The 25,257-nt window shown below is 50.8% G+C and carries 23 protein-coding genes; 15 read left to right on the top strand and 8 right to left on the bottom strand.

From position 1 onward, the window contains the following. Positions 1 to 213 precede the first annotated feature (213 nt). Together atpG and atpA are read right to left on the bottom strand one after the other, a co-directional pair. Positions 214 to 1,104, bottom strand: coding sequence for an ATP synthase F1 subunit gamma (gene atpG, locus ACYVJM_RS14335; RefSeq protein ID WP_461148917.1), 891 nt, complete (start codon positions 1,102 to 1,104; stop codon positions 214 to 216). 87 nt (positions 1,105 to 1,191) lie between these two features. Then, entirely contained in the window at positions 1,192 to 2,766 is a 1,575-nt protein-coding gene (atpA, locus tag ACYVJM_RS14330) for a F0F1 ATP synthase subunit alpha (protein ID WP_461148916.1), read from the bottom strand. Between the two features lie 373 nt (positions 2,767 to 3,139). On the opposite strand from atpA, the gene ACYVJM_RS14325 reads away from it, so the two are divergent. The 3 genes from ACYVJM_RS14325 to ACYVJM_RS14315 all read left to right on the top strand — a co-directional run bounded on the left by ACYVJM_RS14325 (position 3,140) and on the right by ACYVJM_RS14315 (position 6,525). Beyond that, positions 3,140 to 3,916, top strand: coding sequence for an FKBP-type peptidyl-prolyl cis-trans isomerase (locus ACYVJM_RS14325; RefSeq protein ID WP_461148915.1), 777 nt, complete (start codon positions 3,140 to 3,142; stop codon positions 3,914 to 3,916). 144 nt (positions 3,917 to 4,060) lie between these two features. Next, positions 4,061 to 6,196, top strand: a complete 2,136-nt coding sequence (locus tag ACYVJM_RS14320) for a carboxy terminal-processing peptidase (RefSeq protein ID WP_461148914.1) — start codon at positions 4,061 to 4,063, stop codon at positions 6,194 to 6,196. An 89-nt stretch (positions 6,197 to 6,285) separates the two neighbouring features. Next, positions 6,286 to 6,525 (top strand): hypothetical protein, encoded by a 240-nt coding sequence (locus tag ACYVJM_RS14315; RefSeq protein WP_461148913.1) that lies wholly within the window; start codon positions 6,286 to 6,288, stop codon positions 6,523 to 6,525. 4 nt (positions 6,526 to 6,529) lie between these two features. Here the strand turns inward: ACYVJM_RS14315 and ACYVJM_RS14310 are convergent, their stop codons facing one another. Further along, the gene (locus ACYVJM_RS14310; RefSeq protein WP_461148912.1) at positions 6,530 to 7,930 is read right to left on the bottom strand and encodes an MATE family efflux transporter; all 1,401 of its coding nucleotides are present in this window, start codon (positions 7,928 to 7,930) and stop codon (positions 6,530 to 6,532) included. A gap of 233 nt (positions 7,931 to 8,163) precedes the next feature. Here ACYVJM_RS14310 and ACYVJM_RS14305 point away from each other — a divergent pair, with 233 nt between their 5' ends. The 5 genes from ACYVJM_RS14305 (at position 8,164) to ACYVJM_RS14285 (ending at position 13,059) form a co-directional block, all read left to right on the top strand. Beyond that, positions 8,164 to 8,976: a DUF4290 domain-containing protein gene (locus tag ACYVJM_RS14305; RefSeq protein ID WP_461149225.1), complete on the top strand. Its 813-nt coding sequence runs from the start codon at positions 8,164 to 8,166 to the stop codon at positions 8,974 to 8,976. A gap of 109 nt (positions 8,977 to 9,085) precedes the next feature. Next, positions 9,086 to 10,393, top strand: coding sequence for a UDP-N-acetylglucosamine 1-carboxyvinyltransferase (murA, locus tag ACYVJM_RS14300; protein ID WP_461148911.1), 1,308 nt, complete (start codon positions 9,086 to 9,088; stop codon positions 10,391 to 10,393). A 213-nt stretch (positions 10,394 to 10,606) separates the two neighbouring features. Then, positions 10,607 to 11,263, top strand: a complete 657-nt coding sequence (locus tag ACYVJM_RS14295; RefSeq protein WP_461148910.1) for a DUF305 domain-containing protein — start codon at positions 10,607 to 10,609, stop codon at positions 11,261 to 11,263. Positions 11,264 to 11,326: 63 nt separating this feature from the next. Then, positions 11,327 to 12,103, top strand: a complete 777-nt coding sequence (locus ACYVJM_RS14290; protein ID WP_461148909.1) for a bacteriorhodopsin — start codon at positions 11,327 to 11,329, stop codon at positions 12,101 to 12,103. 53 nt (positions 12,104 to 12,156) lie between these two features. Continuing rightward, complete coding sequence (locus ACYVJM_RS14285) at positions 12,157 to 13,059, top strand: SAM hydrolase/SAM-dependent halogenase family protein (RefSeq protein WP_461148908.1); 903 nt, start codon at positions 12,157 to 12,159, stop codon at positions 13,057 to 13,059. A gap of 42 nt (positions 13,060 to 13,101) precedes the next feature. Here ACYVJM_RS14285 and ACYVJM_RS14280 read toward each other — a convergent pair whose 3' ends face one another. Beyond that, on the bottom strand, positions 13,102 to 14,934 hold the full coding sequence (locus ACYVJM_RS14280) for an ABC transporter ATP-binding protein (protein WP_461148907.1): 1,833 nt from the start codon (positions 14,932 to 14,934) through the stop codon (positions 13,102 to 13,104). Positions 14,935 to 15,109: 175 nt separating this feature from the next. Here ACYVJM_RS14280 and ACYVJM_RS14275 point away from each other — a divergent pair, with 175 nt between their 5' ends. The 6 genes from ACYVJM_RS14275 to ACYVJM_RS14250 are packed head-to-tail and all read left to right on the top strand — an operon-like array spanning position 15,110 to position 18,567. Continuing rightward, entirely contained in the window at positions 15,110 to 15,454 is a 345-nt protein-coding gene (locus ACYVJM_RS14275; RefSeq protein WP_461148906.1) for a PadR family transcriptional regulator, read from the top strand. A 2-nt stretch (positions 15,455 to 15,456) separates the two neighbouring features. Further along, entirely contained in the window at positions 15,457 to 16,128 is a 672-nt protein-coding gene (locus tag ACYVJM_RS14270) for a hypothetical protein (protein ID WP_461148905.1), read from the top strand. 6 nt (positions 16,129 to 16,134) lie between these two features. Continuing rightward, positions 16,135 to 16,800: a hypothetical protein gene (locus ACYVJM_RS14265; protein ID WP_461148904.1), complete on the top strand. Its 666-nt coding sequence runs from the start codon at positions 16,135 to 16,137 to the stop codon at positions 16,798 to 16,800. A gap of 6 nt (positions 16,801 to 16,806) precedes the next feature. Beyond that, the gene (locus ACYVJM_RS14260; protein WP_461148903.1) at positions 16,807 to 17,505 is read left to right on the top strand and encodes a hypothetical protein; all 699 of its coding nucleotides are present in this window, start codon (positions 16,807 to 16,809) and stop codon (positions 17,503 to 17,505) included. A 10-nt stretch (positions 17,506 to 17,515) separates the two neighbouring features. Then, a complete protein-coding gene (locus ACYVJM_RS14255) occupies positions 17,516 to 18,223 on the top strand; it encodes a hypothetical protein (RefSeq protein WP_461148902.1) in 708 nt (235 codons plus the stop codon). A gap of 26 nt (positions 18,224 to 18,249) precedes the next feature. Then, entirely contained in the window at positions 18,250 to 18,567 is a 318-nt protein-coding gene (locus tag ACYVJM_RS14250; RefSeq protein ID WP_461148901.1) for a hypothetical protein, read from the top strand. 490 nt (positions 18,568 to 19,057) lie between these two features. On the opposite strand, the gene ACYVJM_RS14245 is transcribed toward ACYVJM_RS14250, so the two are convergent. Then, entirely contained in the window at positions 19,058 to 20,140 is a 1,083-nt protein-coding gene (locus ACYVJM_RS14245) for a glycosyltransferase family 4 protein (protein ID WP_461148900.1), read from the bottom strand. 160 nt (positions 20,141 to 20,300) lie between these two features. On the opposite strand from ACYVJM_RS14245, the gene hemE reads away from it, so the two are divergent. Further along, positions 20,301 to 21,335, top strand: coding sequence for a uroporphyrinogen decarboxylase (gene hemE / locus ACYVJM_RS14240; protein WP_461148899.1), 1,035 nt, complete (start codon positions 20,301 to 20,303; stop codon positions 21,333 to 21,335). Positions 21,336 to 21,428: 93 nt separating this feature from the next. Here hemE and ACYVJM_RS14235 read toward each other — a convergent pair whose 3' ends face one another. From ACYVJM_RS14235 to ACYVJM_RS14225, 3 genes are all read right to left on the bottom strand, one after another. Further along, a complete protein-coding gene (locus ACYVJM_RS14235; protein WP_461148898.1) occupies positions 21,429 to 22,430 on the bottom strand; it encodes a bifunctional heptose 7-phosphate kinase/heptose 1-phosphate adenyltransferase in 1,002 nt (333 codons plus the stop codon). A gap of 90 nt (positions 22,431 to 22,520) precedes the next feature. Further along, entirely contained in the window at positions 22,521 to 24,041 is a 1,521-nt protein-coding gene (locus ACYVJM_RS14230; RefSeq protein WP_461148897.1) for an NADH-quinone oxidoreductase subunit N, read from the bottom strand. Between the two features lie 96 nt (positions 24,042 to 24,137). Then, a complete protein-coding gene (locus ACYVJM_RS14225; protein ID WP_461148896.1) occupies positions 24,138 to 24,953 on the bottom strand; it encodes a TerC family protein in 816 nt (271 codons plus the stop codon). Positions 24,954 to 25,257 lie beyond the last annotated feature (304 nt).

Genomic DNA, 25,257 nt, shown 5'->3' with positions numbered 1-25,257 from the left:
AGCCGTTCGTATATCACAACTAAATAACTAAAAACAAGTCGTATTCGTTCAGGTTTTTCAAACAGCAATATGGGCAAAAAGTCCAGACAAACTACTGATAATCAATGCCTGTTGTGGCCGTTAAGCTTTTTTAACAAGCGTTTAATCAGCCCACAAAAAAGCCATTACCTCCTAAGGCAATGGCTTTCTCATTAATCCATATAGTTAGTCGCTTTACGCGCTGGCCAGTGCTTCGGCACCACCCACGATTTCGAGAATCTCGGTCGTGATGGCTGCCTGACGTGTCCGGTTGTAAACCAGGCGTAACTCTTTCAGAAGTTCACCGGCGTTTTCCGTTGCTTTATCCATGGCCGTCATTCGGGCACCGTGTTCCGATGCGTTCGAATCCAGAACGGCTTTATACAACTGAATTTTGATCGTCTTCGGGATCAACTCCGTAATAATTTCAACCTCCGATGGCTCAAAGATGTAATTGACCGAAGCCGCTGCAGCACCCGAACCCGGCTTATCTGCCGAAACGATGGGCAGCATCTGCTCCGTCCGAACGATCTGCATGGCTGCATTTTTGAACTCGTTGTAGATTACCTCAACAAGATCATAGCGACCGCTGGCAAAGCCTTCCATCGCTTCTTCAGCTGCTGTACGCACGGTAGCAAAACTTAACGAGCCAAACGCATCGACGTGCGAGGTGTTGACTTTAAAGCCCCGACGCTGAAAGGCTTCACCACCTTTTTTACCGATGGCCATAATTTCAACGTTGCCCGAACGAGCCTGGGCCGAATACTTCTCATCGATCAGGGTTAGCGCTGCTTTCACCACGTTTGTGTTGAACGCACCGCACAGACCCCGGTCTGAGGTAACCACAATCAACAGAACGCGACCGATGGCCCGTGTCTGCTTGTAGGGGTTCTCCGACGCCGTTTCTGCTCCTGCCGAAACGGTACCGAGCATCTGGCTTAATTTCTGAGCGTAAGGCCGCAGTTGCGTAATATTATCCTGTGCCCGGCGCAACTTGGCAGCCGCCACCATCTTCATGGCTTTGGTTATCTGTTGGGTCGAGTTGATCGACGAAATCCGGGCGCGTACTTCTTTTAGTGAGGCCATTTTTTTTAAGTAGTTAGGAGCGAGTAGTTAGGAGCGGGAATTCGGCCACTGGATGGCTCCCCGCTTCTAACCACTAACTCCTTAAAACTAATAATTTGCAGACAGGTCAGCCGCTACTCGCTTCAGGGTTGCCGTTGCTTCATCGGTCAGTTTACCGGCGCGAAGGTCGTTCAGAACAGTTGGGTGCTGGGCACTCAGAACCATACCGAACTCGCTTTCAAATTCTTTCACTTTGTTAACCGGCACTTTGTCCAGCAAACCGTTGGTCGATGCGTAGATGATTGCCACCTGCTGCTCAACCGGTACGGGCGAGTACTGAGGCTGTTTCAGCATCTCCTGATTCCGGCGACCCCGTTCGATGGTCAGTTTGGTTGATGCGTCAAGGTCCGAACCGAACTTGGCGAAAGCTTCCAGTTCGCGGAACTGAGCCTGGTCGAGTTTCAGCGTACCGGCTACTTTCTTCATCGACTTGATCTGGGCGTTACCACCCACCCGCGATACCGAGATACCTACGTTAATAGCCGGACGGATACCCGAGTTGAACAGGTTCGACTCCAGGAAGATCTGACCATCCGTAATCGAGATTACATTCGTCGGGATATACGCCGATACGTCACCCGCCTGGGTTTCGATGATTGGAAGCGCCGTTAGCGAACCACCACCTTTCACCCGGTCTTTCAGACTTGGCGGCAGATCGTTCATCGTTTTGGCGATGTCGTCGTTGGCGTTGATTTTAGCAGCCCGCTCTAACAAACGGCTGTGCAGGTAGAACACGTCTCCGGGATAGGCTTCGCGTCCTGGTGGGCGACGCAGCAGCAGGGACACTTCGCGGTAGGCAACGGCCTGTTTCGACAGATCGTCATAAACGACCAGCGCCGGGCGGCCCGTATCGCGGAAGAACTCGCCAATGGCGGCACCCGTAAACGGCGCGAAGAACTGCATCGGCGATGGGTCAGATGCGTTGGCGGCTACGATTACGGTGTAATCCATAGCACCGGCCTTACGCAGCGTCTGCTCAACTTGCTTTACAGTAGAGGCTTTCTGACCGCAGGCAACGTAGATACAGAATACAGGCTGACCTTTGTCGTAGAATTCTTTCTGGTTAATGATGGTATCGATAGCCACGGCGGTCTTACCCGTCTGGCGGTCACCGATGATCAATTCCCGCTGGCCCCGGCCAATGGGGATCATGGCGTCGATAGCTTTGATACCGGTTTGCAGAGGCTCGGTTACCGGCTGACGGAAAATTACGCCCGGCGCTTTACGCTCCAGCGGCATTTGATAGAGTTCACCCTGAATAGGGCCCAAACCGTCAATAGGCAAACCAAGGGTGTTTACCACACGGCCCAGAATGCCATCGCCTACATTCACGTAGGCAATCTGGTCGGTCCGTTTTACGGTATCCCCTTCTTTGATTTCTGAATAGTCGCCGAGCAATACAGCTCCAACGTTGTCTTCTTCAAGGTTCAGAGCCATGGCCTGAAGCCCATTGTCGAACGACAGCAATTCGCCGGCCTGCACTTTCGAGAGGCCGTAGATACGCGCTACGCCGTCGCCGATTTGCAGCACCGTACCGACTTCTTCGAGTTCAGCCTCGGTTTGCGTACCGGCCAGTTGCTGGCGCAGGATGGCTGATATCTCGTCGGGTCTTACGGATTCCATATGAGTATAATGAGAATTTAATGTTGATTTTTCGGCCGCAAAGGTACGATTAAAATTTAATAAAACTGCGATGAAACAAAGAAACAACGGCTGAATGTTAGACTTTTCCGCTAAATCGTCAGGCAGCTTTCAACCAGTAAGTGGGTCACGGAAACCGTTCATCCAAAATAACAGTACTTTACCCCGCGAAAATTGGCATACGCCAACTTTTCAACTACATTTATCTGTCTGGCCTTACATAGAATTAAGATTTATTAACAGGTTAGCACCATACTATTTTTTATCAAAGAGACCCGTACTTAAACTTTTATCCTATTCTTTCACGTTTCAATAGTATCTGATTTTGTTTACATACACCCCGTTTCGTTTTCGCATGAAGTTTAATCAATGGATGCTGGCCGGTATTGCGTCAGCCGTTTTTGTTGCCGGTTCCGCAACAGCTCAAGTAAAGAAGTCAACGGTTAAATCACCAGCTGCTCCTGCCAAATCAGCCACCGCAGCCAGGCCTGCCACCACCGGTTCGGCAATAGCCTCTACTCAGGATTCTGTTAGTTATAGCATTGGCGTGTTCATGGCACAAAGCCTGAAACAGCAGGGAATTACCGATCTTAACACAGCTCTGTTGACGCGCGGCCTTCAGGACGCGATCGGCGGTCAGCCAACCCGTCTAACGCTGGAGCAATGCAATCAGGTAATGATGGCTTACCAGCAAAAGCAAATGGCCGTTCGGAATGCAGAAGGCATGAAAGCATCGGCCGAAAACAAAAAGATCGGCACTGCTTTTTTAACAGAGAACAAAGCTAAGGCGGGGGTAGTTACTACCCAAAGTGGTTTGCAGTATTCAATTGAAAAAGAAGGAACTGGCGCCAAACCAACCGCTACCGACCGTGTTAAGGTACACTACACCGGCCGTTTACTGGATGGCAAGGTGTTTGACAGCTCGGTTGAACGCGGTCAACCCGCCGAGTTTGGCGTAAATGAAGTAATTAAAGGCTGGACGGAAGCCCTGCAATTGATGCCGGTTGGCTCAAAGTGGAAACTTTACATTCCGTCTGATTTAGCCTACGGAGACCGTGGTGCCGGTGCTGATATCAAACCCGGCTCAACATTAGTCTTCGACGTAGAGTTGCTTGATATAGTTAAACAATAAAGAGTGAATGAATGAAAGAGTGAAAGAGCGGGCCGCCAATGGAGTGAAGAAATGATGTTAGATTTCTATAGTTCACTTCTTCACTCCATCAGCGGCTCGCTCTTTCACTCTTCCGCTCTTTCGCCATTAACCTGGGTAATATAGATGAAAAAGTATCTGGTGACCCTAGTACCCGTGCTGATGCTGAGTTTTCAGCCGGATTCGCCTTCGAATGGTGCTCCCAAAACACACGGGCAATCCAGTTCTACGGGCGTTGTGGATGGAAGTAAAAATGCTGGCCCCGGTGAGGAGTTGAAGCCATCTGTCTCGCAGGAAAAAGTCGAAACGCTGGTAGCAAAGCTGCTGACAACGTATCACTACCGAAAAGTAAAGCTCAATGACTCCCTCTCATCGGTCGTTTGGGATAATTACCTGAAAGAACTGGATGGTAACAAAACGTATTTTCTGGCATCGGACGTAGCCTCGTTTGAGAAGTATCGGTATCAGATCGATGACGCGCTTATCAACGGCGACCTGACGGCAGCTTATGATTTGTTTAACCTCTATCGGAAGCGGTATCAGGAACGTAGTGATTTCATTAAAGCGCAAATCAAAAAGCCGTTTACCTTTACCGCCGACGAAAGCTTTAATACAAATCGGGAGAAAGCAGCCTGGCCCAAGACGGTAGAAGAGCAGAATGAGCTGTGGACGAAAATCCTCAAGAACCAGGCCCTCGAGCTTAAGTTGGGCAATCGGAAAGACAGTGCCGTGGTCGCCTTGATGACCCAGCGGTACACCAACCTCGACAAAGCCATTAACCGGGTTAAAAGCGCAGATGTGTTCCAGATGTACATGAACTCATTCGCCGAAGCGCTCGATCCGCACACCAACTACCTGTCGCCAAGCACGGCCGATCGGTTCAATCAGGATATGAGCCAGTCTCTGGAAGGCATTGGCGCTATTCTGCGCGAAGATGGCGACTACATCCGGATCATGGACGTTCTGCCCGGTGGCCCGGCGTTTAAAAGCAAGCTGCTCAACAAAGACGATAAAATAGCCGGTGTTGCGCAGGGCGATAACGGCGCAATGGTGAACACCATGAACTGGCAGGTCGATGAAGTTGTGAAGCTCATCAAAGGGCCTAAAGGAACGATCGTTCGTTTACAGGTCATATCACCAAATTCGCTGGCGGGTGCTCCACCTAAAGAAATTCGACTGGTTCGGGAAAAGATAAAACTGGAAGAACAGCGTGCCAAGAAAGAGATCATCGAAGTGACTGACAATGGCAAACCGTTCAAGATTGGGGTTATCAACATCCCCATATTTTACCGGGATTTCGAAGGAGCACGCAAGCGCGAAGAGGGATTTAGCAGCACCACGAGCGATGTTAAGCGATTGATCGATTCGCTTAAAGCAGAGAAAGTGGCGGGTATTGTCATTGACCTCCGCGACAATGGCGGTGGCTCATTGACCGAATCCATTGACCTGACGGGTTTGTTCATTCCCAAAGGTCCGGTTGTTCAGGTGAAAGAATCGTCGGGCGAAACGGAAGTTTACTCAGATAAAGATGGCGGAACGGTGTTCTACGACGGCCCACTGGCTGTTCTGGTTAACCGTTTCAGCGCGTCGGCTTCGGAAATTTTTGCGGCTGCTATTCAGGATTACAAGCGCGGTATTATCGTGGGTGGTCAAACTTACGGCAAAGGCACGGTGCAAACGATGGTCGACCTGAGTGAGTGGTTGCCCAAAGAGCCGGAAAAAATTGGTCAGGTGAAAATGACCATTCAGAAGTTTTATCGCATCAACGGAAGCAGCACACAGCACAAAGGTGTAACGCCGGATGTTCAATTGCCTTCCGCTTTTTCGGCCGAAGAGTATGGCGAAAGCTCACAGCCAAGTGCGCTACCCTGGGATCAGATTAACTCGACCCGCTTTGAGCAGTCTCGCGGTATTGATGATAAGATCCTGAGCCGGCTTCGTGAACGGTTCGACCAGCGGCTTAAGTCAGACCCTGAACTAAAGCAACTGGCGCAGGAACTGGCCGACTTTAAGAAAGCGAAAGAGAATACGGTTGTGTCGCTGCAGGAAACCAAGCGCCGGAAAGAACGCGAGGAAGCGGAACGTAAGCGCGCAGCGGCTAATAAAGTGTCGCAGTTGTCGGCCCCCTCAACGGATGAGCCAGAAACTGTTGCGGCTGCGACGCCAGCAACATCCAAAAAGAAGAAAGACCTGTATCTCAACGAAGCAGGTTTGGTACTGGCCGATTACATTACGGCTGCTCATATGGCTGTTAATAAGTAGGTCGGTGTCAACTTCGATTCATTAAAAAACGCGCAACGAACCGTTGCGCGTTTTTTGTGTTTACCAATAGTCAATTTCTAAATTACCGTATGTGGTATTTCCTTATCAAACAAAACACCCTCGACAGGGCTCAATACCAGTCACTGCAAAAACGGGCTTCGCTAACCGAAGTCGAATTGTTCAATGAGCCTTACGAAAACTGGTATGTTTTTTCGGTTGAGAAAGACGCATACACAACGTTTATGGACCATCTGGACCGCGCTGGTATTGGATACGATCTGGCTACCGAGCGCCCAACGCGTGATGAAATGCTGGACAGTATGCGCTAACGGGTCAGGTTGCCGGAACATCCATTAGCCGGACTCCGGGAAAAATGTCGGCTCGTTTTACCCGCTGGAAGAAACGCCAGGTAAGCAGAACGGCGGCAATGGAAAGTCCCGCCAATAAACCAATCCAGACTCCAACGGCATCCATACCCATCGGAAACGCGAGGATGTAACTCAGCGGCAGGGCAACCATCCAGTAAGAAAATAGTGTAATGAGTGTGGGCACGTTCACATCCGAAAGCCCCCGCAAGCCACCCAGTGCTACAACCTGCACCCCATCGGAGAGCTGGAAAAACCCCGCCATGATCACCAGCGAAGCCGCAATGCTCATTACGGCCGGATTGTCGCGGAGGTAAAGCGTCACGAGCCAGTCGTTGGCCGTCAGGAAGATAAGAGCCGCAACGCTCATAAAACTTATCGACAGAAGAAAGGCCGACACGCCGGCTCGCCAGACATCCTCCCGGCTTCCCCGTCCTACGGCCGCACTGACCCGGATGGCAGCCGCCGACGAAATACCCGTTGCCATCATGTAGGTCACCGATGCCATATTGATGGCAATCTGATGAGCGGCCAGTTGAGCCTCTCCCAGCCAGCCCACAATGACAACCGCCAGTGAAAAGGTAGCTACCTCAAAGAAAAACGTAAGGCCACCCGGAATACCCAGCCGTAAAATAATCCAGGCTTCCTCTTTGGACGGCAATGACTTGAATTCCTTTTTCAGGTAGGGCCTAAAGTGCGCCGTTCGGTAGATATAGAGCAGCATTGCCCCCGCCATGAACGTCCGGGATAGTAAGGTTGCCAGGGCCGAACCCATTAGTCCCAGTTCAGGAAATGGACCGACACCTTTTATGAATACGTAGTTGAAAAGTGCGTTTATCCCTAGTGCAGATAACGTGATGGCCATGGCCACCCGAGGATATCGAAGCCCATCGCACAGTTGACGGGCGGCTACAAAAATTAGCAGCGGTAGAAGTGACGCACTTAAAATCAGCATAAAGTCGCGCGCCAGCCGCGTTACTTCGGGTGTTTGGCCGAACAGCTTAAAGTTGAAAGCCAGCAGTATAGACAAACCGCCCAGCAGAATACTCAATAGCCCGGCCACCCGTAACCCGGCCCGAAATAACCGATTCACTGCCGCCGAATCGTTCTGGTTGCTGGCTTTGGAGACTAAAGCCGCCACAACCGACATGCACCCTACGCCAATGCTCGACATCAGAAAAGACAGTGAGTTGGCCAGGCCGGAAGCACCCAGAGGCACCGCCCCCAGCAATCGTCCTACAAACAGATTGTCTGTTACGCCCATCAGCACCACACCTAACTGGGCAATGATGATGGGTATACTCAGTCGAAGGGTATCGGTAAATTCGGCTCTGTAGATAGGTAGCAGCGGACGTTGGGCAGCAGGCATGAGTAAAGGGCGTTGGGCCTTGGGCAGAAGGGTACGGGCGACAAAATCAGGGTACAAATATAGCACTTCCTGATTCCTCATTCTTCGTTACCCATATGCTTTCCCCTATCCCCAGTCCTTACCCCGCTGCCCTACGCCTTTGCCTGGCATCCCGAGGCCCTACACTCATTACCCCTTGTCCCTTGGCCCATTCCTTTGTACTTTTGTTACTTTATCACCTATCGGGCAAGCCCTTGAAAGAATACGGCAGTAGTATCCAAAAGCTCGTTGACAATATGGTCAACATTGACGATCGCTCAACCCGAACTCGGTATGCACATATCCTGATTGAGTTGATGCGACAAATCCATCCCAACATGAAGGATGGTCAGGACTACTACAATAAATTGTGGGACGACCTGTACATCATGTCTAATTTTACGCTGGATGTGGATAGCCCCTACCCACCCCCATCGGAAGAAGCACTCGGCAAAAAACCCCAGCGGGTTCCTTATAACACCCATAACCTGAAATTCAGACATTTTGGCCGGAATGTCGATCTACTCATTGCCAAAGCAGTTGCCCTGGAAGAACCCGAAGAACGACGCGCCTTTGTTTCTTACCTGACGCGCCTGATGCGGACCTTCTATCAAGCCTGGAATAAAGAATCCGTTGAAGATGAAACGATTTATCAAAGCCTGATCGAACTCTCGAACGGTAAACTTTCCGATGATATAAAGCTCATCCGGGAGCAGGGCCTCGTTGAATCGACCCCCCGCGAGCGTACCGGCGACCAGCCACAGCGCATTGGGAATGGCGGCAACAATTTCCGTAACGACCGCAACAACGGCCCTCAGGGACGGCCTAATAACCGCAATGACCGCAACGGGAATAATGAAAACGGACAAAACCCGCGTAATGTCAATAACCGAAACCGGAACGATAATTCGCAGGGACGGCCTAACAACCGCAATGACCGCAACGGCGATGGCGGGCAGAATCCACGGAATTTTGGCAGCCGTAACCGCAATGACCAAAACAGAAACAACGACCGTCGCAGACGGTAAATTCCAGTTATAAAGGATAACGGGTTCAGGTCGGCTTTTGACCGTTTTCTTATTCACCTGTTCCGGTAACTCGTTCATCATTTATAATTCATAATTCATCATTTCCTAAATGGCATCTTTTCAAATTACTGGCGGACGTAAACTTAAAGGCGAACTGAATCCGCAGGGAGCAAAAAACGAAGCTCTCCAAATTCTGTGTGCCGTACTGCTCACCAAAGAACCCATTACGATTCATAACATTCCGGGCATTCGGGACGTGAATCAGCTTATCGACCTGCTGGGCGATCTAGGTGTATGGGTTACTAAAATCGGCGAAAGTTCGTACCGATTTCAGGCCAGTGACGTCAACCTCGATTACCTCGAAACCGACACTTATAAGCGCAAAGCAGCCGCCTTGCGGGGATCGGTTATGTTGCTCGGCCCTATGCTGGCCCGCTTCAAGAAAGGGCGTATTCCCCGGCCGGGTGGCGACAAAATTGGTCGGCGCCGGTTGGATACGCACTTTTTAGGATTCGAGAAACTGGGTGCCCAGTTCAACTACGATGCCAACGACGGTGGTTATTATCAGGTGGATGCCAGCAACCTGCGCGGCACCTATATGCTGCTCGATGAAGCCTCGGTAACCGGTACCGCCAACGTACTTATGGCCGCGGTTATGGCCGAGGGCACGACGCAGATCTATAATGCCGCCTGCGAACCCTACCTGCAGCAACTGAGCAAGATGCTGAACTCCATGGGTGCCAAAATAACCGGTGTAGGCTCCAATCTGCTCACCATTGAGGGCGTCTCGGAATTACACGGCACGGAGCACACCATGCTACCCGACATGATCGAGATTGGCTCGTTTATCGGGCTGGCCGCCATGACGCAGTCGGAAATTACGATTAAAAACTGTCGGATTCCGGAGTTGGGCATTATCCCTGACCAGTTCAAGCGGTTAGGTATCCAGATGGAATTCCGGGGCGACGATATTTTTATTCCGGCTCAGGAACGTTACCAGATCGAAAGTTTTCTGGATGGCGGCATGATGACCGTTGCCGATGCGCCCTGGCCTGGTTTTACACCTGATCTGCTGAGCATTGTTCTCGTAACCGCCGTGCAGGCGCAGGGAACGCTGCTGATCCATCAGAAAATGTTCGAAAGTCGACTGTTCTTCGTTGACAAACTCATCGACATGGGCGCTCAGATTATTCTGTGCGATCCGCACCGCGCTACGGTTGTTGGCTTAAATCGCCAGATTCCCCTGAAAGGCATCCGCATGTCGTCGCCGGATATCCGGGCGGGCGTTGCCTTGCTCATTGCCGCTATGTCGGCGCAGGGCACGAGCATCATTGATAACATCGAGCAGATTGACCGGGGCTACCAGAACATCGACACCCGGCTAAATGCCATTGGTGCCGAGATCATTCGGTTGTAACAAACCCATCTATAGTATTGAGCCCGGCCTGTGAGATGCAGGCCGGGCTTTTCTGCGTGTAATCAGTCATCCAGTGCTTAAGTACATCGGTTTCAAGAACCCCGTACCACACAATTCGTTGATAGAGAACGAAAGTCCGTTAAACCTTCTTCATAGATTCTTGTCTTTAGTACAGAATAGGTTTAGTTTAACAGCAAAAAATAAGTACGCCTAATGAAAACGTTCCAATTCAACTTAGCCGCTTGGGCACTGGCGGCTCTCCTGTCCGGCGGTTCGCTGGTAGCCTGCGCCCAGGCAACAACGGGTGGCGCAACAGCCAGTGCCTCAACAGCCAGCGACCCCGCCAAAACAATGCTGTTGCAACCGCTTCAGCAGATGGTTACAAAACTAAAAAAGTTACAGGCAACCGGCGACCCGGACTTCGACTATGCTTTTCAGGCTAAAATTCATGCCCAGGGGGCTCAGGACTTGTTAAAGCAGGAAATTCAGAATGGGAAAGACTCGTCTTTGAAAAAGATGGCGCAGACATTGCTGACCGCCAGCGAATCCGAACTTTCTCAACTGAATAACACCCTGTCCAACATAAAGCCAACGCGGCCAAATCAGGCGTTTACACAGCAGCAAAACCGGAATGTAGAAGCAATTAACCTGAAGCTACAGCAGACGGGGTCCAGCGATAAGCTGACTAGTAATCTGGATAAGAATTTCTCGACCCTTTTGATCGACCAGCGACAGGACGCAATCGATTTGGCAAAGACTTACCTGCAATACGGTAAGAATAATTCTCTGAAGACTTACGCGCAGCAGTTGATCGACCAGTCGACCCAACAGATGCAGCAGATGAAAACGATGGCACCCACGCCTAAATAACGCCAATCGTTGCACCATGAATGTACTAACGTTAGTTTTGACGCTACTAACGTTAGTACATTCATGGAAATAGCTGATTCGTTTGTTCCAACGGCGGGTGTCGTTGGCGTTTTTCCGTTAGTTACCTACTTCTTCTTAGTAGTGGCTACCTATCTTTTTCTGGGTGCATTCATCGCGTCTCTGGCCATGCGTCCGGCCACAACACCCCAGCCCCTTCAACCTGCGCTGATCCTTACCGCAGTTATTGCTGCCATTGCGGGCTTCTCTTACTACCAGATTCAGAGTCATTACCATATCATGCTGGCCGAGCTGGCTACGGTTACCAGCCCCAATGACCGACAGGTTCTTATCCGCGAATCGTACAACGCCATAGGCCAATACCGGTTTATGGATTGGGCCGTCACAATTCCGCTGCTGCTGATTCAAGTGGTTCTGCTACGCACCAATACGACCGTAAAGCAGAGCCGGCTGCCCATCATGCTGATGGGAGCCAGTTTTTTCATGATTCTAACCGGCTATATCGGTCATGAGCAGCTTGGCTTCGACAACGAAATTTTAGTCGGTCCCAAACTGATTTGGGGTCTTGTTTCTCTCCTCGGCTATGCCGTCGTAGTACGAACGTTACTACCCCATTTAAAGCAGGCCAGCCCCCAGCCTGTCAATCAGCTTATAACGATTTCGCTGGCCGCATTTGCTCTGGCCTATCCACTGGGTTATTTTCTGACCTTCGCCCCTATCGACTTCAATAGTATTCATATTCTGTATACGGTCGCCGATGTAGTCAGTAAAGCAGGCCTGGGTCTGGCCGTTTACCATACGTATAAACCCCCTGTTGAGTAACGAACACATTCTGCGTACATTGAGCATTATACACCATTTACCTGCGTATGTTTATGATGCGACGTCTATATAGCCTGGGTATTCTGCTGCTATTCGTATTGGTTTCACCAGCAAAAGCCCAGAATGGCATCGTTGTTTTTCAATCCGACTTTGGCTTGAAAGATGGAGCCGTTTCAGCGATGAAAGGGGTTGCCCTGGGCGTATCGCCAGCGCTTAAACTGGAAGACCTTACCCACGAAATTCCAGCTTATAACATCTGGGAGGCAGCCTACCGGTTATACCAGACCGTGCCTTACTACCCCAGGGGAACCGTTTTCGTCTCAGTTTGCGACCCCGGTGTGGGTACCGAGCGGAAATCGGTGGTGATGCTCACAAAAACCGGACAGTACATCGTTACACCCGATAACGGCACGCTTACCTTACTGGCCGAACACCTCGGCATTGCTGAGATCAGGCAGATCGACGAAGCGATTAACCGATTGAAAAACTCAGGCGCATCCTACACCTTCCACGGCCGCGACGTATATGCCTATACAGCCGCCCGATTGGCTGCCCATACCATCACGTTTCAGCAAGTCGGTCCGAAGCTTCCCGCACAGGTCGTTAAGCTGGACTACCAGAAAGCTGATCTTGACAATGGGGTTGTGAAAGGAAACATCCCCGTGCTCGATGTTCAGTATGGCAATGTCTGGAGCAACATTCCACGGGCTATAATCGACCGGCTGGGCGTGAAACCCGGCGCGTCGGTGCGGGTACAAATCTTTCAGGGTACTACCACACGGTACGACAAGACCATCCGAATGGTCAATACGTTTGGGGAAGCTCCGGTTGGCGAGGATGTCGCTTATGTGAACAGTCTGCTCAACTTCTCCATCGCCGTCAATCAGGGTAATTTTTCGGAGAAGTACAAGGTGTTCAGCGGCCCGGACTGGTGGATTATGGTTAGTGGTAAGTAACTGTAGTACCAACGCATCGACGCTTCGGCGGTCGGGCGTGACTTACACACTCTGCATCGTGCTCAACTTCCGGTAGAAGCCTTCGTCCAGGGTGAGCAGTTCGTCGTGCCGACCGCGCTCTACAATGCGTCCCTGATTGACCACCAGAATCTCGTCGGCGTGTTGAATCGTACTGAGCCGGTGAGCAATCACGAGGGTGGTACGGTTGGCCATCAGGCGCGTCAGGGCTTCCTGTACCAGTTTTTCGGATTCGGTATCGAGGGCGGAAGTAGCTTCATCTAGAATCAGGATCGGTGGATTTTTCAGGATGGCGCGGGCAATGCTAATGCGCTGCCGCTGACCGCCAGACAGCTTGCCGCCCCGGTCGCCGATAATGGTCTGGTACCCGTCCGACTGCGCCATGATAAAGTCGTGCGCATTGGCAATCCGGGCCGCTTCCATGATTTGAGCCTCAGTAGCGGCACTACCAAAGGCGATGTTATTGAAGATCGTATCGTTAAACAGAATACTTTCCTGCGTCACGATGCCCATCTGTGCGCGCAGGGAAGCCATGCTGCAATCGCGCATGTCGACGCCATCAATCAGAATCTGCCCGGCCGTGGGGTCATAAAAGCGCGGAATCAAATCAGCAATGGTCGATTTCCCCCCCCCCGACGAACCCACCAGCGCAATGGTTTTACCCTTTTGCAGATCGAATGTAATATCACGCAACACAGGGGTGTCAACAGTATAGGCAAATGACACATGCTGCACCGAGATTTTATCCCGGAAACCAGTCAGCGTCACCGCGTCGGGTTTGTCCTGAACCACAGGCATCGTGTCGATCAGTTCGAGCACCCGCTCACCCGAAGCCAGCCCCCGCTGCGAGCCACTGAAGGCGTTGGAAATATCTTTGGCAGGACGTGTCACCTGCGAGAAAATGGCGATATAGGTTATAAACTCCGATGCCGTAAGGTCCGACTGACCGCTCAGGATCAGCGACCCGCCATAAAACAAGATACTGGCTACGGCGGCTACACCGACTACTTCCGAAAACGGCGAAGCCAGTTCGCGCCGGTTGGCCAGCGAGCGGATGGCGTCGCGGTAGCCTTCGTTTTCTCGGCGAAATTTATCCAGGATAAAGCCCTCCGCCACGAACCCTTTCACCACGCGCATACCGCCAAAGGTCTCGTCGAGCAGGCTTACCAAACCGCTTAATCGCTGTTGCCCTTCCTGGGCGTCGCGCTTCATCCGGCGGACCAGCGTGGCAATAAAAACCCCCGAAATGGGAATGACGACGATGGCAAACAGCGTCAGCTTTACCGAAATAGTAAGCAGGGCAATGACGTAACCAATCAACAGAAACACTTCTTTCGAGGCTGCCGACAGCGTGTTGGCAATGGAATTTTCCACTTCCTGCACGTCGGTGGTAGTCCGGGAAATGAGGTTGCCTTTGCGTTCGTTCGTAAAAAAGCCCAGATGAAGTTCCAGCGTTTTGGCAAAAACAGCCTCACGCAGTTTGGCCACCATCTTCGCCTTGAACGATTCCAATTGCCTGACAGAAAGATACTTGAAAAGGTTATTTAGCAGGACTGACAGAATAATGACGAAGCAGACGAATTGCAGGGCTCCCACTTTACCGTAGTCCTGAAAGACCTGCGCAAAGTAATATCTAAAAAAACCGGTGGGGCTGGTGGTGAGCGTTGGCGCGGGCTGATTCAGAAACGCACTCATTTCCTGCGCGTCCACTTTATCGAACAGGATGCTGAGCAGCGGAATGAGCAGTGTAAAATTCAACACGCCAAAAACACTGGACAACAGCGATGTAAACACGAACGGTGTCAGAAAACGCCCGAGTGGTTTGGCAAAGGAAAGTAATCGAAGGTATGTTTTCATTGATGGTGCAAAGTTAATCCGAACCTGGATTTATGTGATTTTTTTGATTACTCTGATTCTTTCATTAGAAAGCATCCTTTTAAAATCAGAGTAATCAAAAAAATCATACAAATCCGGGTTCAGATTTAATACCTAAGATTTGGAGGTATATAAAATTCTTTTGTACGTTTGGGTCATGAACACGTCCTCAAATTCCTCTTTATTGAAAGGTAGCCTGTCGGTTATGATTTTGCGGTTGCTGGAAGACCGTGAGAAGATGTACGGCTACGAGATTACGCAAAAAGTGAAAGACCTGACGGCGGGTGAAATGACCATTACCGAAGGTGCCCTCTACCCTGCCCTGCACAAACTCGAGGCCGATGGTCTGCTCACCACCGAAACCCAGATTGTCGATGGCCGCGCCCGTAAATACTACTCGCTCACGAAAACCGGCCATACCGAAGCCGCCGGGCGCATCGCCGAGTTAGCCGCCTTTCTGGAAAACCTGAATCTGGTTATGAAACTTAAACCGTCCATGTAATCATGGCTCTGACACCTTTTCAACTGAAATACCTGCGCTTCGATTTGATTGGCCTTGGCGACATCAAATATGACGATGTGATTGATGAATTGCTCGACCATTACGCCAGCCTGACCGAACAGAAAATGGAAACCGGTCTACCCTTTGAAGACGCCAGCAAAAAAGCCTGGACGCAGTTGGGTGGGGTTCGGGGCGTCCAACATATAGAAGCATCATCGATCAAAGCCATTGAGAGTCAGATCAGAACCCAGCATATGGCTATTTTGAAAAGCTATTTCCGGTGGCCCATGCTGCTGACATCGGTGCTTGTTTCAGTACTGGTGTACATTGCTGTGCCCATGATCCCTATCAAATGGTTGATTGTTGGCGTTTGTGTTATTTGTCTGACACCATTCCTGTTTCTGCTTTGGGGCTATTACTACGGGCTTCACCAACAGACTACAACCGGTAAGGTTGTCTGGGAATACATGCTGAATAATGGGGGGCGAGCGGCTAGCCTTGTCCAGCTAGGACTGAATTTGCCCAATAGTTTTGCAGAAAACGGCGCTCAGTCAACCCGGACATTTTTGCAAACGTATCCGACCGTTTCTGTTATCATTTGCCTACTGGTACTACTATACACCGCGAGTTTTATCCAACTGTTCCAGCATCAGTACAAACATAAATTCGTTTAGCCCGCCATGCTCACTCCCACCCAACTTAACTATCTCCAACAAGATCTATCTGGTCTGGCGAACATTGAATACGATGAAGTGATGGCCGAACTGCTGGATCATTACGCCAGCCTGACGGAGCGAAAAATAGACGCCGGTATGTCGTTCGAAGACGCCAGTAAGTGGGCCTGGGCCGAATTAGGTAGTGGCGAAGGCCTGCAGCAGATTCAGACGGATTATGAGAAAAGTATCACAGCACAGGTACGAACCCGGCACTTTGAAATCCTGAAGAGCTATTTTCGATGGCCTGCCTTTGTGACAACGGCGTTAATTGGTGCATTAATGTACTTTACTGCCCCACTTATTACCGCGAATGGCATGTTTACTATTTTCTTCATTTGTGGTTTGTCTCCTTCAGCTATCTTATTCTATGGTTATCAGAAGCACCTAGACCAACAAACGGATAGCCGAAAGATTGTCTGGAACTATCTGCGGGCGTCATTTAGCACTGTATGGAATCTGATTTACGTTTTTGGCATAAATAACCTTAATTCGTTATTCGAAGAGAAGAGCAGAATTTGGCTGTTTCAGGTACACTCAACAGTTGGCCTTGTCTTATGCATGGTTAGCTTGCTCTATGCGGTCAGTTACATTCAGCTTTTCAAAGAAAATTTCAGCCTGAAACTCGCTTAACCGACCATGCTCACTCCCGCCCAACTCACCGCCATCGACCAGCATCTGCGTAAGGAAAACTGGTTGCTCAACGAAGACCTGATCAGCGAGCTCACCGACCATTACATCAATGGTATCACTGACCGACTGGCGCAAGGGATGGCTTTTGATATGGCCCTGCGGGAAATCCATACCGGATTTGGCGGTCGCAAAGGGCTGCTGAAAATGGAAGAGGACTATCAGGTGCACAACCATAGAAAACTCGTTCAACTAGAATGGCAATTTGTCCGCTCGTTTATGCACGGCGCAAAATGGCCATTTACTGCCTGTCTGTTCGTTGGCCTATATGCAGTGAATAGCTATACTGGTGAAGAGAACATCGTCAGAACCGGATTGAGTTTTGGTTTTCTGTTCGTTACGATCTCCGTTCTCGCCAGCGTTGCCCAGAGCCTGTACTTCTTTTATCGGAACCGGAATGAGGTTAATCAGGCTATCGGTCAACCCAGCTCGCCAGTTTACATTACGGCCTACCTGCTCGCGATGTCCCTGCTGCTTCTAAACAAATATGGTTTGACAAAATACGGCTCAGGTCTCCCCGTTTCAGCAATCCTATTACTGGAAACCTTGCTGCAGACGTTATGCTTTGTTTATTACGCTGCCATCGCGCTGGCGATGAGACACATTTTATTGAAAGAACGTAACCAACGTCTTCCTAAGTCCGCTTAACTAACCGAACATGCTCACACCCGCCCAACTCGATGTTCTCCATCAGGACCTGCTTGAGGAAGCGAACATTTCTTACAAAGAGGTGCTGGATGAACTACTAGACCATTACGCCAGCCTGACCGAGCACAGGATGGACGAAGGTTACTCGTTTGACGAAGCCAGTCGAAAGGCGTGGATCAATCTGGGGAGCGGGCAGGGCATTTCGCATATCCAGGAACGGTACAAAAAATTACTCCTGAAGCAGATGCAGGTACAGCACTGGGCCATCGTACGTCGTTATTTCCGGTGGCCTACGCTGGTCACGACGTTTCTGATTGGCGTATTAGCCTATTCCATAGCGAAGGCTGTACCGCCGGGAGCCTTACCACTGGCGTTTCTGGTGCTCGTTTTCGCACCCTATTTATTATTTATCCCCGGCGAATTACGGTTGATCTGGCAAGCGCGTATCCAGAAACGACAAATACTTACTTCACTCCGCCGGGAAGTTGTGTATCGACAGGCCCGTTACGGAAATTACCTGTATCTGGTCGTTATCCAACTGCCCGCGCTGGTAGCCAGCTTCTTTTTAGATGGTACGCGCTGGTATCCGAATCGACCATACTTGTTCGAGTGGCACGCGGGTTTGTCAGCGGCCCTGGCATTCGTTGCTATTTTGTACACGCTTACTTACGTTCAATTGTATAAAAAACAGGCTGCTCCGGGCGTTACCGCCGGCTGATTCACCTTTTTCAACTACGTCATCCCATGCTCACACCCGCCCAACAATCCGCCCTTGATTGTCACCTTCGCGAGACGAACCTGCTCACAAACGAGGAACTGATTCTTGAATTGACAGACCATTATACTACGGCACTACTCGACCGTATGGCGCAGGGCATGACCTTTGAAACGGCCCTGACGGATACGCAACAGGCGTTTGGGGGCGCAAAGGATTGCAGAAAATGGAGCGTCAGTACAACCTGGTCACCTTCCGGCAGTACGATGAGCGTTGGCGGCAGGCATTGCGCACCCAGTTTCAGAAACCGTTGCTTTGGCAGCAGACGGTGCCTGTTTATGCTGTAACTTTTTTCTGTTCTCTTCTCATTCTCATTCAAGATCCGGTCACGAATCCTAAGTGGACCAGCTTTGCGGAGGGTATATGGCAGGGGCTTTTAGGAGGCATTTTAATAGGCTCACTTGGGCTGCTGTGGCCTTATCTGAAAGCCATCTTTCAGCACGGACTTCATAATGTTCCGGTCCAGGTATTGTATCTTGTAAAGCGTCAGACCCTGCTCGCATCCATACAAGGCCTCCTCGGAATAGGTTATTTTTGGTTAATGCCGCTGCTGCCATCAGTTGTTCAGGCATTTCTGGTATCACTGTTCGTGTCAAAACTATGTTTGTATGCGCTTACCGCTCACTACATGCGTGAGTTGTTACACGACTATGAAAAGAGTCGGTGAACACGTTTCAGAATAGCCAACTCAACCGATGCACCCAGGAGTTGTCTCGGATCGTCCGTCGCCTAGCGATATACTATTTGTAGCCAGGCTAACCATAGACACGAGTTTATTTACTTCACTAACCCCTCATATAACTTCCAGTACTCCCCCGCTACACTGGGCCAGCTGAATCCGGCGGCCCGTTTGCGTAATCGCTCCTCGCGCAGAGAGTTCTGACCGAAATCGTGCAGTCCGTCGTGGAGCACTTTGGCCATAGTTTCCGGCTCGAAATCCTCGAAGTAATATGCTTCTTTGCCGCCCACTTCGGGTAAGCTTGTCAGGTTAGAGATAAACACCGGCTTGCCGAATGTCATGGCTTCGGCCACGGGCAAACCGAAACCTTCGGTCAGAGAGGGGAACAAAAACGCTTCACAGTGAGCGTAGAGCCATAATTTTGTTGACTCGTCAACCGAACCAGCCACTAATAGCCGGTCGGCAACACCTAGTTTCTCGGCCTGTTCGCGGATGTGTTGAGCATATGGGTGGCGGTCGGGACCGGCCAGCACCAGCCGGTAGTCGGGAAACGCTTCGAGCAACGGCAGCAGCGTGTGTACGTTCTTTTTCGGGTGAATGACACCCACAAACAGGAGAAAAGCAGACTGTGTAAAATTGCGCAGGGGCGACTCGGCGGGTAGCTCGGGCGGTGTGTTCTTTGGATCAACAGCCACACCGGTATATACCACATCGAAGGGTGTCGTTGCCGGAATCGTCAGGTGCTTCCGAACGACCGAAGCCGTAAACGCCGAACCAGCCGTTAGCAACGATGCCTTGTTGATCTTTCGCTGCAACCGGGCCAGTTTACGTTCCTTTTTGGCGGCTGAATAATCGGCCCGTTCCAGAAAATTAAGGTCGTAAATCGTCAGCATCAACTTAGCCGACTTATTGATCAACGAATTTGGCAAATACGATGAATCCTGATGCAGGCAATGCCAGACATTATAACTGCCGGGAATCAGCAATTTCCGTTGCCAGGATGCTTCAATGTAAGAGACCGAGTCACCAAAAACACCCGATTTTCCTTTTGGCACCAGAAACGTCAGGTTCCACCCATCGTGACGTTGGCGAACAAGTTCGTGACCAAGGTGCAGGCAAACCTGCCCTAAACCACTGTTGAGGTCCCGAAGGCGTTCGGCGTCGATAAAGAGAGAGGGCATACGATTTCCTGATTTTGGCAAAATTGGGAAATATTTAAACATCAAGCCCAAATAAAAAGTCGGACCATAGTTTGTAACTGTGGCCCGTCTTCCTGCTTTCGGAAAAATCATATAAATCATTTCAATCCTAAAAATCCCGGTTCAGACTTACTTTTGCACCATGACTTTACAAAATGACTTGTTACTCCGCACCGCGCGGGGCGAATTGACCGAGCGGGTGCCCGTCTGGATGATGCGGCAGGCGGGACGTGTCCTTCCTCAATACAGAGCCGTTCGGGAGCGGGCCGGTAGTTTTATCACGCTGGCCAAAACCCCGGAATTAGCCGCAGAAGTAACCATTCAGCCAGTCGATGCCTTCGACGTGGATGCCGCCATTATTTTCTCCGATATTCTGGTCGTGCCCGAAGCGATGGGCCTCCCCTATGAAATGATCGAAAGCCGGGGCCCCGTTTTCCCGACCACTGTGCGCAATGAGTCCGACCTGAGCCGCCTGCGCGTAGCCGATGCCGAAAGTGATTTGGGCTATGTACTGGATGCTATCAAACTCACCAAGAAAGAACTGAACAATCGGGTGCCGCTCATTGGCTTTGCCGGGGCACCGTTCACTATTTTCTGCTACATGACCGAGGGCAAAGGCTCAAAGACCTTCTCAGTAGCCAAGAAATTACTTTATACCGATCCCAACTTCGCTCACGCGCTGCTCCAGCAAATTACGGACAGCACCATTGCGTACTTACAGGCGCAGATTCGGGCGGGGGTTGATCTGGTTCAGATTTTCGATTCGTGGGCGGGAATCCTCTCACCGGAGCAGTACCGGACATTCTCGTTGCCTTATATCAAGCAAATCTGCGACGTGATCTCCGGAACGCCGGACCGTGACGTACCCGTAACCGTTTTTGCTAAAGGAGCCTTCTTTGCCCGGCACGAAATTGGCCAGTTGAGCTGCGACGTGGTAGGACTGGACTGGAACATGGACCCGAAAGAATCGCGGGCGCTGGTACCCGACCGAGTCTTGCAGGGAAATTTAGACCCTTGTGTCCTGTACGCTGATTTTGCCCAGATTCGGGCGGAGGTGAAACAGATGCTCAGCGACTTCGGTCACCAGCATTACATTGCCAACCTCGGTCACGGCATCTACCCCGATACCGACCCCGACAAGGCGCGGTGCTTTGTCGACGCTATTAAAGACATGTAATGTATCGGGGGTGAGCACCCGCGCAGCCGTAGGCCAAGTTGTAACTCAACAGAGGTTAGCCTACGGCTGCGCGGGTGCTCACCCCGATACTGACTACAAGCTCTCTTTCGCTTCCTGTTTAAGCAGTGCCTTATCAATGGGTACCACGCCCACTGATTCACAAACCAAGCCACCGCCCAGGTTCGACAAGCCGGCAATAATGTGCGGGGGTTGCTGCAAGGCCACGCAACAGGCGGCAATGCTAATGACCGTGTCGCCCGCGCCGGATACATCGGCAATTTTGCGGATATGAGCCGGTAATTTCAGGCATTCATCTTTGTAATCAATATACGCTCCCCGCTCCGAAAGGGTAATCAGAGCCCCTTTCAAATTCAGAGTTTCTTTCAACTGATTGACGACCGCGCGAAACTCCTCCGGCTTATCGACATCAAAATCTACCTTCAGGCCTTCCCTCAGCTCTTTCAGATTCGGCTTGAACAACGTTGTATTCTGGTACGACAGAAAATTCCGCTTCTTAGGGTCAACAACCGTTGGGACACCTTTATCGTTGGCAAAATCGGTGATTTCGGCAATGGCTTCTTTGCTTAGAACACCTTTGTCGTAATCTTCAAAAATGACGACATGGCAAGTCGGGATCAGCTCTTTTGCTTTGGCGATTAATTTCGCCCGCTCGTCGACGGTGATGTACTTGTCCGTTTCCGTATCCACCCGAACCACCTGCTGCGATCCAGCAATGATGCGTTCTTTGATGGTTGTAATCCGATCTGTACTTCGAATGAGGCCGTCGCAGTTGAGGCCCCGGTTGTATAGTTCCTGTTCGAGCTGATCGCCCGGTGCATCGGTCCCAATAATGGAGCAAATGATGGCTTCGGCTCCCAATGCCTGTACATTCAACAAAACATTTCCGGCGCCACCCAGACGCAGTTCACGCCGATCGACGGTTACAACGGGAACCGGTGCCTCGGGCGAAATCCGCTCAACACGCCCCCACACATAAGAGTCGAGCATCACATCACCGACAATCAACACGCGGAGTTTATCGAACTGATCGAACAGTTCATCAATAGACATATCCAAGACACCAACCGGACTCATATTCACTAAACAGCTTGTTTCAGGATACAAAGAAACGAAACAGCAATGCCTTTTCCGAAACCATGTATTGTCTTTGAGGAAATGGAACGACTACGGAGCCGTAATGAGGTCGAGTAACAGATCAGGTTTCAGGAATAAGAGGACGATAGGGATCACCAGTCCAACGGCCAGCCAGACCGCTGTTCCAGGTAAACGAACCGGGGTATTTTGTTCAAGAGGTTCAGGTGCTGTACGAAAAAACAGCAGGAACGGGATTTTGAGGTAATAGACCAGCGAAACCAGCGCATTGAGTAAACCCAGCCCAAACAACGCCAGCAGCCAGGCATCGCCACGTTGCTGGTAAGCGTCGTACAGGGCGGAGAACGACAGGAGTTTTGCGGTAAAACCGACCGTGGGCGGCAATCCTGTCAGGGCCAGCATGACAACTGTCAGCGCAATGGCCAGCAAAGGTTGCCGGGTTCCTAAACCGGCAAAATTTTTGATCGCCAGTCGGCTTCCGTTACTCCGGGCCAGCAGGTCAATGAGAAAGAAAGCCGACAGTGAACTAAACAGGTAAGTGCCAATATAAAACAAGACGGCATTGAAACCGGCTTCATTGAACGCAACAACACCCACCAGCAGAAAACCGGCGTGAGCAATAGTCGAATACGCCAGAAGTCGCTTGGCATCTGTTTGCCGAAGGGCCGATAAGTTTCCGATCAGAATACCCGCCAATGCCAATACCGCCAGTGGCGTTTGCAGCACAAGGGCAGTCGAGCCGAAGCCCGATGCCGCCAGGGGCAGAGCAGTTACCAGCCGAAGCAACACCAGCACGGCGGCTGCTTTGGGTGCTACCGAGAAAAATGCCGCTACCGGCACCGGAGCCGCTTCGTAAGCATCGGGCGTCCAGACATGAAAAGGCACACCCGCCAGTTTGAACAACAAACCGGCCAGTGTCAACAGCATGGCCACAGCAACAACGGCCCCATCCTGCCGGGCCATTTCGGCACCGAAGGCTTCAGCGGTCAGGTCGAGGGTGCCGGTCATGCCGTAGAGCAACGACATACCATAGAGCATGACGGCCGAGCTGATCGCCCCAAACAGCAGGTACTTGATCCCCCCCTCAGAGGCTTTCCGGTCGGCGGTGAGCGCGGTGAGCAGGTAGGAGCAAATGGAAACCAGTTCAATGCTCAGGTAAATGCTGAGCAGATTGACGGACAAGGTCATCAGAAATAACCCGAGTGTCATGGCAACCAGCAGAGAGTACCACTCCAGCGGCAGCTTCGGCCGGTCGATGGCCTGATTAGTGGGCGATGTGAAAGCTTCGTACAGGACAACGCTCACCGCACTCAACGCAACGACCACCTGAATAAAAATGGCTTGCTGGTCGATAAAGAGCAGGTGCATGAACAGAAACCCGCGCGTAGGCAACAGCACGGACCAGCCGCCAGCCACCAGCAGTACGGCAACACTTAATCCAGCCAGGTATAAACGAGCTTTGGGTAAGGCTAATGCCCGAACCAGCAGTAGCTCGGCGACCAGCACAACACAAAAGGTTACAGACAACCAGATTTCCGGTCCGAAACCCCCAAGGCTACTTAAAATGTCGTTTAATTGGTCGGTAAGTGGCAAAATAAAGAGTAGTGGGGTAAGTGAACGTGGTGATTTTGTGAAGTAAGTGGCGCGGTACCGTAAACGATACGGTACCACGTACTTTACAAAGCCAGATTAAATCATTCCGTCGCGGTCGGGTCGGCCTTCGTAGCCGCGCAGTTTTACAGGCTGCTGCGTTTTGCGTAACCGGATATTCAGGAATTCGACCAGTAGCGAGAAGGCAATGGCGAAGTATAAATACCCTTTCGGGACAACGCCCACTTCCTGGTTGAAGATGACGACCTCGGATAAGTGAGCTCCTTCGGCCACGAGCATAAACCCGATCATGATCAGAAAGGCTAATCCCAGCATTTGTATAGTTGGGTGCTCATTGACGAACGAGCCGACGGGGCCGGCAAAAAACATCATAATAACTACCGACAGCACCACGGCGATCATCATGATCGTTACGTTCTGGGTGAGGCCAATGGCTGTCAGGATGGAGTCGATAGAAAAGACAATATTGGTAATGGCAATTTGGGTCACGACGCTGGAAACCGTTGCTTTCCCTTTAACCGCTCCTCCCTCAATCTCTTCCTCTTCGCCCCCTTCTAACTTGTGGTGAATTTCGGACGTAGCTTTGTAGAGCAGGAACAATCCACCCGCAAATAAAATTAGACTTTGTCCGGTCAGAGCCGCTTTGAACCAGCCGGCGTCGATGTGCGTGAAAGGTTTGCTAAGCGAGATAACGAATGAAATACCCATTAGCAGCGCCAACCGGAAAGCCATAGCCAATATTAAGCCGATGTTTCGTGCTTTGGGCTGATCATTTCGGGCAAGCTTATTAGCCGCAATTGAAATGAAGATGATGTTGTCGATACCCAAAACAATTTCGAGGAATGTCAGGGTAAGCAGGCTGATGATGGATTCAGCAGTAAAAAGATCGCTCATAGTTGAACAAAGGTGAAAGCCAAAATTACCCCCTGTCCTTCAGGTCTGCAACAACTTGTTCAAGAAAGAACGCAGCACCGGACAAAAGGCGGGTAAGTTGGACAGTTGGTAAAATGCCGCCAAATGGGACATTAGCAACAAAACAAGGGTTAGCTTCGTATAGTTATACTGAATGCAGGAGACTCCGATTAACAGGTGCTGGTGAATTCACAGACAGGTATTATACAATTTCATAAATAAAAGATATTTATGGACATTTGGTTGTGTTAAAACGAGATGGTAACATATTTACATCCGGCTCGTT

It is taken from the genome of Spirosoma pulveris, from assembly GCF_054781875.1.
The sequence above is the reverse complement of the archived record's forward strand: the minus strand, read 5'-3'. Positions and strand labels throughout refer to the sequence as shown.